Source organism: Spirosoma sp. KCTC 42546 (assembly GCF_006965485.1).
In the GTDB taxonomy this organism is placed as follows: domain Bacteria; phylum Bacteroidota; class Bacteroidia; order Cytophagales; family Spirosomataceae; genus Spirosoma.
Genome location: NZ_CP041360.1, coordinates 5,653,673 through 5,666,439, shown reverse-complemented (window position 1 = coordinate 5,666,439; position 12,767 = coordinate 5,653,673). Strand labels below are relative to the sequence as shown.

Below are 12,767 nucleotides of genomic sequence, written 5' to 3'. Positions count from 1 at the left end.
GTTTTAAATCTATTGGTTCTGTAAGGCCCACACGTAACAACCCGGATTGGCAGTTGGCCGTTTCACAAATGAAAAATACCTGGAGAAGTAGTCTTTACCCGTTCCACAGTTGATTGATACCAGAACCACAAACTTAGGAGCGTCTTTCAGAATAGCTTCGGAGATGATGATTTGCTCGTTCGAGGCATTGGCATAGGAGCTTTTGGCAAGGTCGCTTGAAAGGGTATCTTTCTGAACAAAAATACTGTAAATGAACTGCGTAGCGGAACCTCCTGAATAATTTGACGCAACAAGCTGCGCTCCCGGATAACCGCTTTCGCAGGGACCTTTGGCAATTAGTGTAGCCGGTGGCTGACAGCCGATTTGTTGAGGGTCGTTTTTCGATTGGCAGCTAACGAACAGAACAAGAAGGATGAGAACAATGACTGTGAATCGGGTCGTTTCCATAGTTGCGTTGAGGATTGATCGTTCTCTTAGTAACTTATGGGGAGGTATAAATGTGTTTAAAATGGTTAAATTTTTTCACTAAAAAATACTAAAATTAACCAAGCAAGCGTGTGAGTGCAAACTGTTTGATCTTATCCTGCTCACCCGCTATTGTGTTGGCCGCTATCTCGCCAAAGGAGGCTCCTTGTTTATAGCCATGACCCGAATCGCCCCCCATGACCCAAAGATTATCGGCTTCGGGATGGGTGTCCAGAATAAAATCAGAATCGGGTGTCATCGTAACCTGACAAACACGCTGTTCGATCAGTGGCTGACCCACCATTTTAGGGAACCGACGTTTAATGACGCCTAACGCCAACTCAAATTCTTCGGGTTTTACAAAGCGATTATACGTATCAAATCGATCCGTTACGTTGTTGTCTGGTGGCGTTAATCCGAGTTTAAATCCACGAAAATCACTCCCCGGCACACCGAACGAGCGGAACGGGCCCGCCATGTCCCGATCCATCCAGGTAGGCAGTTTATTCTCCATAAAATCGGATTGACCCGCTGGACTGGCAAAGAAGAAAACCAGGGCTCGGGTCACAATGAGCTTCTTCGTGAGTTCCGGGAAAAGTCGTGTCACCCACGGGCCACAGGCGAACAGGAACTGATCGGCTTCCAGTACAGTGCCATTGGCAAGGGTAATAGAGGTTGCTTTACCACCTTTAATGGCTTCCTGTTTCACCTGCTGTTGCAGAAACGTGCCACCTTCTTTTACAAACAAATCGCGAACGGCCTGACAGCCTTTGCGCGCATCCAGGTACCCGGCCGTTGGATCGTACATGACATGATCCAGTCCGTCCAGCCCAATTTGAGGCCACCGCTTAACGGCCTCGTCCAGACTTACTTTCTCGAGGGGTAGTCCCGCCTTTTTGTAGATGGAGACAGCCGCTTCGGATTCGGCCTTACTGGACGGATAGTTAAAAAGTAGTAATCCATTCTGATGAAGTAGTTTTTGACCCATCCGTGCCTCATTCTCCTTCCAGATAGCTAGCGCGCGAATTGCCATGTCCGTATAAATAGGATCGGCATAATAGGCCCGAATCAGTCGTGTTTCTCCACCCGAACTTGATTGATTGTTGCCAGGGCCAAATTGATCAACAAGGGTTACTTTATAGCCCTTACGCAACAGATGCAAAGCCGTCCAGCCGCCAAACGCACCCGCACCGACAACGACGATCCTGCCGTTTTTAGCGGACTCTTTGACGAAGTTGGGAACACTAGCCTGTGCGGGGACTGTAGTGGCTCCTAATGCACTGGCTACCGCACCCTGAACGCTGAGTTTTAATAGTTGGCGTCGGTTAATTCTTACTTTTTTATCTTCAGTGGTTGATTTTATTACCATGGCTGGCTAAATGAAAGAATCTTTAACCACAGAGGCACAGAGAACACAGAGTTGTCTGTGCCTCTGTGGTTAATCTACTTTTGTACGATTACTTAAGGCGCTGCTTCTCGCAGTGTCCGAAGATTTTCTCTGTGCTCTGAACAGTTGCATCTACGATAAATCACCTATACCGCATCCGACAAACTCGTGAATGTAAATTCCCGGATTTTCATGGCTGGAATGAGGTAGTTACTAAAGGAGCCCTCACTGCTGACCACCCGCTCTACTTTACCCAGGGTTTCCAGATTATTGAGCATGATAACCGGACTTTCGTTGAATCGGAAATTCTTGACGGGATGCTTTATTTTGCCGTTTTCGATGTAAAACGTTCCATCCCGGGTTAAGCCGGTCACCAACAGTGATTGCGGATCGACGGAGCGGATGTACCAGAATTTGGTAACCAGAATGCCGCGTTGCGTGCTTTTGATCAGGTCATCCAGCGAAGCAGTTCCGCCTACCATCATGACGTTGTTTGGGGATGGTACGGCTTTAACGCCTTTTTTCTGTGCCCAATAACGGGAATAGGCTAGGTTTTTGACGACGCCCTTTTCAATCCAGTTGAGCTTTTCCTGCGCCCGTCCATCGGCCGACCAGGGGGATGCCGGAAGTTCCGGATTAGTTGGATCGGAGTAGATCGTTACCCGCTCGTCCATAATTTGCTCGCCGAGTTTCGTTTTACCGCCGGGTTTGCTCAAAAACGAGCGTCCTTCATCGGCACTGCGCGCATCCAGACTGCGGAACAGATGCTCAAGTAATACGGCAGCCGCCAGTGGCTCCAGAATAACGGTGTATTTGCCCGGCTCGATGGCGCGCGCGCCTACAGAACCCAGCGCTTTTTGCAAGGCAATTTGTGTGGCCGATGCTGTATTTAACTTCGGAAAATCGCTCACCCCCTGCGTGGCATAGCCAGAACCAGTTCCGTTTTCGGTACGGATGGTGGCGCTAAAATTAACTCTTGTACTAGGGTAGTACGCAAACAAGCCTTTGCTATTCATCATGGCCGAATAGCCAACCCGGTCTTCCAGATAACCCGCAACGGTTTGCTTTTGCGACTTAGCAATTTGAATACTTTGAGCCACCGCTTTAGCCCGATCAACCGCCGACATGTTCGCTGTTGAATCGAAAAATCCGCTTGCCGGAAGGTATTGCTGAGGGCCTAGTAAACCAATGTATTCAGGATTTTCAGGCGCTAACTGAGCTACCTCTTCCGACCGACGAACCGCCTTTTCCAACGAGGCATCGTCAAATTCGTCGACAGTGGCAACGCCCACTTTCTTACCAAAGGCCGATTGAACAGAAATCGTTTTATACGTTTTCGACCCGCAGGTGGTCACTTTATTGAGCGCATACCGGATGTTACTCCACTCTTCCCCCTGCAAATTCACTTCGCACTCGTCGGCTTTGGAGTAGCGCAGCACCTTCTGTAAGAGCGCCTTTGCGTCTGATTCGGTTAGGATGATTGCCATGTGTTTGGTTGATTTGTGGAGTGGGTGTAGTGGTTAAGTAAGTGGAGTGTGTGGAATCAGTCCTCACTCCACTCACTTAACTACTACACCCACTCCACTATATTTTCCGACCTGTATTGATCACGTTGACACCATTGAAGCGAGCCGTTGCACTGCCGTGCGAGACGGAGTTGATTTGGATCGGTTGCCCTTTCCCGTCAAAAAACGATCCGCCTAATCGGTAGTCGCGCTCGTCGCATACCTTTACGCAGGAGTTCCAGAATTCCTGCGTATTGGATTGATAGGCTACATCTTTCAGCATACCCACGATCTGACCATCTTTGATTTCGTAGGCAAGCTGCCCACTGAACTGGAAATTATATCGCTGCTGATCAATGGAGTAGGAGCTATCCCCAATAATATAAATTCCTTTCTTTACATCTTTGATCAGTTCATCGACCGAAAGCGGAGTTTTGCCTGCTGCCAGCGATACATTGGCCATGCGCTGGAATTGAACCGAGCCCCAACTGTCGGCATAACAGCAACCCTGCGATTCGGTTTCGCCCAACATGTGAACCTGGTCGCGGATGGCCTGATAGTTGACCAGAATTCCATCTTTAACCAGATTCCAGCGCTTGGTTTGAACGCCCTCATCATCGTACCCAACAGCACCTAACGAACCTGTTTGGGTTTTGTCGGCAAAGAGGGTGACCTGATTGCTGCCGTAATTGAATCCTTTGCTTTTCCACTTATCGATAGTCGCAAAGGAGGTTCCGGCAAAGTTGGCTTCATAGCCCAGCACCCGATCCAGTTCCAGCGGGTGCCCAACCGATTCGTGGATGGTCAGCCAGGTGTGCGATGGGTCGAGTACCAGATCGTATTTGCCCGCTTCGACTGATTTGGCCGCGAGTTTTTGCTTTGCCTGTTTGGCAGCCTCTACCACATCTTCGAGCATATCGTAGCCCTTGTTATAGCGGGTAGTGATGCCCGTAATTTTATCCGCTGGGTTAACCTGTAGGTATTCGTAACCCATGCCCATGGGCGCACTCAGGGCATCCCGGGTCTCAAATTTACCCGTTTTTGGGTCAATGGCTGTAACGGTGAAGCTGGGCCATAAACGGTGAATATCCTGATCGATGTAGGAGCCATCGGTGGATGCGAAGTATTTCTGTTCGTTGACCAGAAACAACTGGGAGTTCACGAAGTTGGCTCCATTTTTCGTGGCGGCTCCATTGACGGCCATCAGCAAGTCCACTTTTTCTTTAATGGGTATTTCGAAAGCGTTTTTCTGAATAGGCGTTTTCCAGCTTATCTCGCCAAAGCCTTTTTGTGGTGCCAGTTGAACGGGCTCGTCAGACAATAGCAAGGCGTTTGCTTTGGCCATTGCCACCGCCTTTTCGGCTGCTTTGGCTAACTCGGCTTCGGTTTTGGCATCACCAACGGCAGCAAATCCCCAGCACCCATCGGCAATCACACGAATCCCTACACCGTACGATTCAGTATTGGTGATGTTCTGCACCTTGTCTTCTCGGGTAATAACGAACTGATTCAGGTAGCGGCCAATACGTACATCGGCATAGGAAGCTCCTTTGGATTTAGCGGCATTCAGCGCAGCATCGGCCAGTCGTTTCTTTATAGCTACGTCCAGACCCGGCATCAGCAAGGCTTCTTCGGAGACCGGACGTCCGAAAACGGAGAGTTGCGATAGCATCAGTGTACCGGTGCCTAAGCCCGCTACCTGCATAAAATCTCGTCGATTCAAGAGCTTTTCCTGCGTTTAGAACATGTATCGATTAACCTGATTCATTTTTCAGAACCAATCTGTTACAGCGAGCAGAACCAAGCCATAACGAAGCAGGAAGATATGCAATTCTTTAGTTAAGCCAAATATAGTTCTGTTATAACTAGTAAGTTTGTAGTTTAAATTCTATTAGTTCTTTTTATGGTAAAATAAAAGTTGGCAGTTACTTCACCGGCTCAAGAAATACGCCCGAGACTCGGCCATTTCCCGTTCTTCCACATCTCGGTATCGAATAACTTATCCCGTACCTGAGTTCGTAAGATTGAGATACCAGCGTCGATAAGCCGTAAACCTACGTAAATTTGCACTTTTCGCCCGGGTTTATACTTCACAAACCCGGCACGACGTTTGATAGACAACATATGGACATAACCCATTTACACCAAACCATGGCAACTTCTTACGCCGTTCGGTCTTTCCGGAATGCGCTTTTTACGTTATTGGCAATTGGCCTGCTTACGGCATCTTGTAAAAAATCTGGCGGGGCGGATGCTGTTGACCCTCGCGATCAGTACGTTGGCACCTATACGGGCGGTTTTCAAACCTCATTTACGGTAGGTGGCGTTGAAAGTGCACCAGAGTCAGGAACGGCAACTATTGTCATTTCCAAAGGGTCGAATCCTAGAGAATTTTATATCGACGCAACCATGCCCCGGCCACAAGCGTTAAAAGTAACGGCTCAATTGGACGAATCAGGCAAGACATTCACTGTAATTGATCGTAATCAGGATCAGATGTCGGTGTTGAATAAGACGTTTACCGGTGATTTCACAGCGACGGGCGTTTTTGAAAATAACCAGATTGCTATCTCAACAACCACCGAAACGGTACAGGGAGGGCGCATTAGCCGGTACGAATCCATTAGTGGAACCAAGAAATGAGTTTTGTAACGCCGGTTTCCGATAACGTCCGGTTTTTATGAAAACAGTTGTTTTAACCGGCCAATAGGCCGGTTTTTTTATATCCTTATCGGCAAGGGCGTCTGATAATCTTTGGACTGTATGTTGATGTATTTACCGTTTAGTAAACAAAATTGGCTGACGGTGCTTTATATAATTAGATCCGATCCCAGATAAATGACGTAACCTGCTAAACGTTGTGAATTATGAGCCGTTTAACACTAATACTAATTGCCTGCGTTGGTTTATACAATTGCAATACACCGGATGTAGACCCTTTTTTTGACGCTGCTTCCGTACGACAAGCTGTGCCCATTGAGCGTGTAAGCCGAATGACAGTGAAATACACATCGACCCTGGAAAGTAAGAATTACGTGGGCAAGGATACCGTAAATGGGCAGATTTACAGTTTTATTGGCACCGATGAGTACTCGTTTCAGTACGATGCGCAGAATCGACTAATTAAACAGGTCCTGGTTCAGACCAGTGCTTCTGATAATGGGTTACATTCGCGCAAAGATCAATACAGTTATAGCTATGCCAATGGCCGAATGACCGAGACACAAACTACAGATGGCGGAACAAGAACGTATTCATTTACGCTCGATAGCGCCCAGGTCCGGGTGCTTGCCTATACGAAACGAAGCTATACTGATACGGGTACGCCTGTACCGGCTACGCTCGATACGTTAAGACAGTATTCTCCGGAGGGTATTCTGAAACAAGTAGTCAGGGGAGCTAATCGGCAGATGACCACGATTGATAAGAAAAACATAACCAAAATTGATGAGTATAGTAACAGGACAGGTAAGTTAGACAATAGTACGTCTTTTGATTACGATATGGATCACAATGCACCCCCAGCTTATTTTACATTTCTTGGTGAAACAAGCCGGAATGCCGTTGTGAAGCGAACGACCCAATACGGTACTCAGGATCAGGCAAACGCTTATACTTCTACCTATCAGAATACGTATGATGCCCAGGATCGCCTAATCAAACAAGTTGAGTATTCGCAATACCCTGGTCAGGATAAACCAATCGTAGCAACTATAACCACCTATTCCTACTAAATCTGATGAAATTCCTTCTGACCTTTGGTCTATTCTTATCCCTCCAATTTGTTCGCGCGCAAGCGCCTGTGTCCCCTTCGGCTTCAGCTTCAGTTGCAGCCACATCGGCTGACGAAAAAGCAGTTATCGAGACCGAAAAAAAACGATTCCTGGCGCAAATAAACGCCGATCTTCCCGTACTGGATCAGGTGCTCGCCAACGACTTGATCTATGCACATTCGAATGGTAATACCGACACGAAACAGTCGTATGTCCAGTCTATCCGGGATGGAAAAACAAAGTACACTTCCATCGATATTGAAGAACAGAAAGTGCGGTTGTACGGGACTACAGCAACCGTCAATGGCATGTGTCTGTTGAAAGCGATCAGTAACGGCGAACCACTGAACAACCACTTGCGTTACCTATCGGTCTATGTCAAAAATGCCGGTCAATGGCAGATGGTGGCCTGGCAGTCACTCAAATTGACGAAGTAGGGCGGAGAAGGAGGAAGGGGAGGAGAGGGACGAGGGGGAGGAAAGGGAAAAGGTAAGGACTGATTGTTTTTCCCTTTCCTCCCCCTCATCCCTCTCCTCCTTCCTCCCTCTTTTCCTTTATACTTTCAAAAATTCCCGCAACTCTTGAGCATCCTGTGGGTTCATGCGACCGGCCAGTACCAGGCGCAACTGCCGCCGGCGGAGGGCGCTGGCGTAACGGTCTTTTTCTTCGTCGGTTTCAGGAATGACCGCTGGCACTTCAATGGGCCGCCCACTCTGGTCAACGGCCACGAAGGTGTAAAATGCACTGTTGGTGCTGACCCGAATGCCAGCTGGAATATCTTCCGCCCACACTTCAATAAAGACTTCCATCGACGAACTGAACGCCCGGGTCACCTGTGCTTTCATGGTTACGATGTTGCCCAGCCGGATGGGTTCGGAAAAGGACACATTATCGACTGAGGCCGTTACCACAATACGATTCGAGTGTTTCTGGGCGGCAATGGCAGCCGCTATATCCATGAAGTGCAGCAGTCGCCCTCCCATCAAATTATTCAGTGTGTTCGTATCGTTAGGTAGTACCATTTCGGTCATCACCGTCATGGACTCGCGGGCGTATTTGGGTTGAGGCATTTGTTAGATATATTCTACAAACCAACCACCGAAAACCGAAACCGACAAATGGGGGAAGAAGATTTATATGGAATTACCTATTAAGTCACCGAACCTTGGTACTTCATTCAAACGACTTGGCACAGCGGTCTTTAGCTGATACGAAAAGTAGCCGTAAAATGGTACACTAGCCGTATAAATTGCCCAACTATTGCTTATGTCGGGTGAACAAATCAACTAAATGTCTGTTGTGCAACAGGAAGTATCGTACAACTTTCTTCACTAATCCCGATCATTATGTCCATCCATCACTACGCGTCTACTGGACGTAGCTGGAGTCTGCTACTCACGTTATTAACGGCTCTGATCATTTCATTTTCTTCCTGTAAAGAACAGGAGGATACCACACCAAAGCTGTCAACAATTACGGAGCTTATCAACACCGGAAGTAAGTTTACGCTCCTCAAGGCAGCACTGGTGCGGACTGGATTAGATGGTACGCTCAGCCAGCCGGGTACGTACACCGTATTTGCGCCCACAGACGATGCCTTTAAACTGTTTGGGTATGGTGATGTCGCTACGGTTAATGCGGCCCCTGTCGAAACATTGAAAGCCGTTTTACAATACCATGTGCTCGGAACCCGTCTGGAATCGTCATCTATACCTGTTGCGGTCAATACAGCTCAACAGACATTAATTCCTACGGCTGTTCTCTATACTTCTAAAGTTTTATCGGGAACCTCCACTACATCTTCCTCTACGAAGTTATCAATCAATGGTGCCCATGTATTGCAGGCTGATGGACAGGCCAGTAATGGCGTTATTTATGCCATTGACCGGATATTGATACCGCCTGTATTAGGCAACGTGGTTACCACGCTCCAAAATAGTTCGCTTCTGTTTCCTACTGTCTCGTTTAAACTGCTACAGGCGGCCGTAACAAAAGCGGGTGTTGGCGCAATACTAACGGGACCAGGCCCAATAACAGTTTTTGCTCCGACAGATGCGGCATTTAAGGCTGTTGGGTATGACTCTGCTATGATTGCCAAAGCCCCCGTGGGCATATTGGCCAATATTTTAAGTTATCATGTCCTGGATAGCCGTACGTATACACCGCTGATTACCAACGGATCGAGCTTAACCACTCTACAGGGCGGAACCCTAACCGCTGGCATCAGTACCACGGCCCTAACCGTTACCGGGAAAGGTAATGCCAATACTGCCTCGAACATTATTGGGGCCGATATTTCGGCAACCAATGGCGTGGTTCATATTATTGACCGACTATTGATACCGTAAGCTTATCGTAAACGCAAAGGCAGCGCAATGGTCGCAGTTAAAGGTAAGATTATTCCTTTGCGACCATTGCGCTGCCTTTGCGTTTACCTATTTCATAGGAATCAAACGGCTCATAATCCTGTTGTATTGATAGGTAATTTCTCCTATACTTCTTCGCAATTTGTCGGGCCAAAACTGCGTGATTGTCCGTAAGACTTTCGACCTTTGAGCCTTGATCTGTGATCGTTTCGAATGGCTAAACCACAAAAAAAACTGTTTCTGTTAGATGCGCTGGCCCTTATTTACCGCGCTCATTTTGCCTTCAGCAAAGCACCCCGTATCTCGTCGCGAGGGGTTAATACGTCGGCCGTTTTTGGCTTCATGAATGCCATGATCGAGGTTCTGACGAAGGAAAAACCTACCCACATCGGCGTTGCGTTCGACTCGGCTAAGAAGACTTTTCGGCACGAGCAATTTCCGATGTATAAGGCCAACCGGCAATCGCAACCCGAAGATATCAGCGTGGCCATGCCCTACATCAAACAGATTGTAGAAGCCATGCACATTCCGATGCTGATTCTGGACGGCTACGAGGCCGATGACATTATTGGGACAATTGCCAAGAAAGCGGCCCTGGCTGATTTTGAGGTGTATATGATGACACCCGATAAAGATTACGGTCAATTGGTGGAAGAGCATATTCATATTTATAAGCCCGCCTTTATGGGCAAACCCGCCGAAAAGCTGGGCGTGAATGAAGTGCTGGATCGCTGGCAAATTGAACGGATCGATCAGGTAACGGATATGCTGGGCCTTATGGGCGATTCGGTCGATAACATTCCGGGTATTCCGGGCATTGGTGAAAAAACGGCCCAAAAGCTCATCACGGATTTTGGTTCGGTCGAAAACCTGATTGCCCGCGCCGATGAACTCAAAGGAAAGCTCAAGGAAAATGTGGTCAATTTTGCGCAACAGGGCTTGCTCTCGAAACAACTGGCAACCATTCATCTGGACGTACCCGTACCCTTCGACGAAGAACACCTTCGGCATACCGAATACGACAAACCCCGATTGGCCGCGCTGTTGGATGAACTGGAATTTCGGCAGATGAAAACCCGATTACTCGGCGATTTTGACGAAAAGCCCTTGCCCGCTGCGTTTAAAGCACCAGCTACGGCCCAAATGAACCTGTTCGATTCTCCCGGTGGCAACTCGCCAGCCTTCATGCCCTTCCCGAATATGGGAGCGGTTAATCCATCGGGAGCCGATGATTTACCGTTTGATTTTGGTTCAGAAAAAACACCAGCAACTCCAGCAAAGACAGCATCAAAATCGAAGAAAACGCCGGTTAGTGTCCCGACTGCATCGGCTTCTGAAGCGACTCCCGGACAGGTAACGGATACAATCACGACAGATGACTCCACAGGGGCAGAAGCCCCCGCTTACCTGGATGTTTACCCTGATTACGAAATAGACCCAGTCCAGCCCGAACGCCGGAAAACGATCTTATCGGTTAAGCACGACTACCGATTGGTCGATACGCCCCAATTACGGGCCAGTCTGGTGCATTACCTGGGACTTCAGGAAAGCATTTGCTTTGATTCCGAAACCACGGCTATTGACCCTGTAGAAGCCGATCTGGTTGGCTTGTCATTCGCGTATCGAAAAGGCGAAGCGTTTTACGTTCCAGTACCGTCTGAGCGGGAGGAGGCACAGGCTATTGTGGATCAGTTTAAACCCGTTTTTGAAAACGCCAGTATCGGTAAGATTGGGCAGAATCTGAAATACGACCTGCTCATGCTGAAAAAGTATGGGGTAGAAGTACAGGGTAAGCTCTTCGATACCATGATTGCCCATTACCTGATTGAGCCGGAAATGCGCCATAATATGGACATGATGGCCATGACCTACCTGAACTACAGTCCGGTTGAGATTGAAGCATTGATTGGGAAGAAAGGAAAAGGCCAGCTGACCATGCGCGATGTGGATATTCAGAAAGTTGTCGACTACGCGGCTGAAGATGCCGATATAACACTTCAACTCAAGGAAACCTTTGCCCCAAGACTCGAAAAGGACAGTCTGTACAAACTGTTCGATCAGGTAGAAATGCCACTCGTGCAGGTATTGACCGACCTCGAACTGGAAGGCATCAAGATCGATACCAATGCATTGGCAGAATTGTCGGCTACACTTGAAGTGGATATGCGACAGGTGCAACAGGAGATTTTTGACATTGCAGGCGAGCCCTTCAATATTGGATCACCAAAGCAACTGGGCGAGGTGTTGTTTGATAAACTGAAGCTTGACAAGAACGCTAAAAAGACCAAAACAGGCCAGTACGCTACAGGCGAGGAGATTCTGTCGAAGATGGAAGCCGAGCACGAGATTGCCCGGAAGATTCTGGACTACCGTGAGTTGATCAAACTCAAAAACACCTACGTGGATGTGCTCCCCTTGCTGATTAGCAAGCGAACGGGCCGGATTCATACATCGTTTAACCAGGCGGTTGCTGCTACCGGACGTTTGTCGTCGGTCAATCCTAACCTGCAAAATATCCCGATTCGAACCCCGCGTGGGCAGGAAATTCGAAAAGCGTTTGTACCCCGTGGGCCCGAATTTCTGATCATGTCGGCCGACTATTCGCAAATTGAGTTGCGTATTATGGCGGCCTTTAGTGGTGATCAAACGATGCTGGAAGCCTTTAATAATGGGGTCGATATTCACACCCAAACCGCCAGCAAAGTCTTTCACGTTGGTCTGGATGAAGTAACAAGCGACATGCGCCGGAAGGCCAAAACCATCAATTTCGGGATTATCTATGGTATTTCGTCGTTTGGGTTATCACAACGCTTAAAGATTCCGCGCAAAGAAGCGGCTCAGATTATCGAGGAGTATTTTGCGGGTTTCCCGGCGGTAAAAGACTACATCGACCAATGCATTGAGAAAGCACGCGGCTTTGGTTATGCTGAAACCATTCTGGGCCGTCGCCGATACCTGCGCGACATCAACTCCCGCAACCAGACCGACCGGATGTTTGCCGAACGTAACGCCGTGAATGCCCCCATCCAGGGCAGTGCCGCCGACATGCTCAAGATTGCCATGATTCGGATTCACGAGTTCATGCAGCAGGAGAAATTGAAGTCGAAAATGATCCTCACCGTCCACGATGAACTGGTCTTCGACGCCCACCGTGACGAAATTGACCTCCTCCGTGTACGTGTCGACGAGATCATGCGGAACGCCATTCCTATGGGCGTTAAGATGGAAACTGGCATCGGCACGGGAGAGAATTGGTTGCTGGCGCACTGAT

Annotated in this window: 10 protein-coding genes; 5 read left to right on the top strand and 5 right to left on the bottom strand. The window is 48.4% G+C overall.

Annotation, left to right across the window (positions count from 1 at the left end; all coding sequences use genetic code 11):
- Positions 1-9: 9 nt before the first annotated feature.
- The 4 genes from EXU85_RS23355 to EXU85_RS23340 form a co-directional block, all read right to left on the bottom strand.
- Positions 10-447: a hypothetical protein gene (locus EXU85_RS23355; protein WP_142774398.1), complete on the bottom strand. Its 438-nt coding sequence runs from the start codon at positions 445-447 to the stop codon at positions 10-12.
- A 94-nt stretch (positions 448-541) separates the two neighbouring features.
- On the bottom strand, positions 542-1,834 hold the full coding sequence (locus EXU85_RS23350) for an FAD-binding oxidoreductase (protein WP_142774397.1): 1,293 nt from the start codon (positions 1,832-1,834) through the stop codon (positions 542-544).
- Positions 1,835-1,998: 164 nt separating this feature from the next.
- The gene (locus EXU85_RS23345) at positions 1,999-3,339 is read right to left on the bottom strand and encodes a TldD/PmbA family protein (protein ID WP_142774396.1); all 1,341 of its coding nucleotides are present in this window, start codon (positions 3,337-3,339) and stop codon (positions 1,999-2,001) included.
- A gap of 97 nt (positions 3,340-3,436) precedes the next feature.
- A complete protein-coding gene (locus tag EXU85_RS23340) occupies positions 3,437-5,080 on the bottom strand; it encodes a TldD/PmbA family protein (RefSeq protein WP_142774395.1) in 1,644 nt (547 codons plus the stop codon).
- A gap of 428 nt (positions 5,081-5,508) precedes the next feature.
- Here EXU85_RS23340 and EXU85_RS23335 point away from each other — a divergent pair, with 428 nt between their 5' ends.
- The 3 genes from EXU85_RS23335 to EXU85_RS23325 all read left to right on the top strand — a co-directional run bounded on the left by EXU85_RS23335 (position 5,509) and on the right by EXU85_RS23325 (position 7,567).
- Positions 5,509-6,000 carry a hypothetical protein gene (locus EXU85_RS23335; protein ID WP_142774394.1) on the top strand — a complete coding sequence of 164 codons (492 nt, stop codon included), beginning with the start codon at positions 5,509-5,511 and terminating at the stop codon, positions 5,998-6,000.
- A 224-nt stretch (positions 6,001-6,224) separates the two neighbouring features.
- Positions 6,225-7,091 carry a hypothetical protein gene (locus EXU85_RS23330; RefSeq protein ID WP_142774393.1) on the top strand — a complete coding sequence of 289 codons (867 nt, stop codon included), beginning with the start codon at positions 6,225-6,227 and terminating at the stop codon, positions 7,089-7,091.
- Between the two features lie 5 nt (positions 7,092-7,096).
- On the top strand, positions 7,097-7,567 hold the full coding sequence (locus EXU85_RS23325; protein WP_142774392.1) for a nuclear transport factor 2 family protein: 471 nt from the start codon (positions 7,097-7,099) through the stop codon (positions 7,565-7,567).
- A gap of 117 nt (positions 7,568-7,684) precedes the next feature.
- Here EXU85_RS23325 and EXU85_RS23320 read toward each other — a convergent pair whose 3' ends face one another.
- Positions 7,685-8,200 carry an acyl-CoA thioesterase gene (locus EXU85_RS23320; protein ID WP_142774391.1) on the bottom strand — a complete coding sequence of 172 codons (516 nt, stop codon included), beginning with the start codon at positions 8,198-8,200 and terminating at the stop codon, positions 7,685-7,687.
- Positions 8,201-8,476: 276 nt separating this feature from the next.
- On the opposite strand from EXU85_RS23320, the gene EXU85_RS23315 reads away from it, so the two are divergent.
- Both EXU85_RS23315 and polA read left to right on the top strand, forming a co-directional pair.
- Positions 8,477-9,478: a fasciclin domain-containing protein gene (locus EXU85_RS23315; protein WP_142774390.1), complete on the top strand. Its 1,002-nt coding sequence runs from the start codon at positions 8,477-8,479 to the stop codon at positions 9,476-9,478.
- Between the two features lie 231 nt (positions 9,479-9,709).
- Positions 9,710-12,766, top strand: a complete 3,057-nt coding sequence (gene polA / locus EXU85_RS23310) for a DNA polymerase I (RefSeq protein WP_142774389.1) — start codon at positions 9,710-9,712, stop codon at positions 12,764-12,766.
- Position 12,767 lies beyond the last annotated feature (1 nt).

What these genes read in the sequence shown, in the direction of transcription:
- EXU85_RS23355 (WP_142774398.1), bottom strand. Translation starts at nt 447, where the DNA reads ATGGAAACGACCCGATTCACAGTCATTGTTCTCATCCTTCTTGTTCTG.
- EXU85_RS23350 (WP_142774397.1), bottom strand. Translation starts at nt 1,834, where the DNA reads ATGGTAATAAAATCAACCACTGAAGATAAAAAAGTAAGAATTAACCGA.
- EXU85_RS23345 (WP_142774396.1), bottom strand. Translation starts at nt 3,339, where the DNA reads ATGGCAATCATCCTAACCGAATCAGACGCAAAGGCGCTCTTACAGAAG.
- EXU85_RS23335 (WP_142774394.1), top strand. Translation starts at nt 5,509, where the DNA reads ATGGCAACTTCTTACGCCGTTCGGTCTTTCCGGAATGCGCTTTTTACG.
- EXU85_RS23330 (WP_142774393.1), top strand. Translation starts at nt 6,225, where the DNA reads ATGAGCCGTTTAACACTAATACTAATTGCCTGCGTTGGTTTATACAAT.
- EXU85_RS23325 (WP_142774392.1), top strand. Translation starts at nt 7,097, where the DNA reads ATGAAATTCCTTCTGACCTTTGGTCTATTCTTATCCCTCCAATTTGTT.
- EXU85_RS23320 (WP_142774391.1), bottom strand. Translation starts at nt 8,200, where the DNA reads ATGCCTCAACCCAAATACGCCCGCGAGTCCATGACGGTGATGACCGAA.
- EXU85_RS23315 (WP_142774390.1), top strand. Translation starts at nt 8,477, where the DNA reads ATGTCCATCCATCACTACGCGTCTACTGGACGTAGCTGGAGTCTGCTA.
- polA (WP_142774389.1), top strand. Translation starts at nt 9,710, where the DNA reads ATGGCTAAACCACAAAAAAAACTGTTTCTGTTAGATGCGCTGGCCCTT.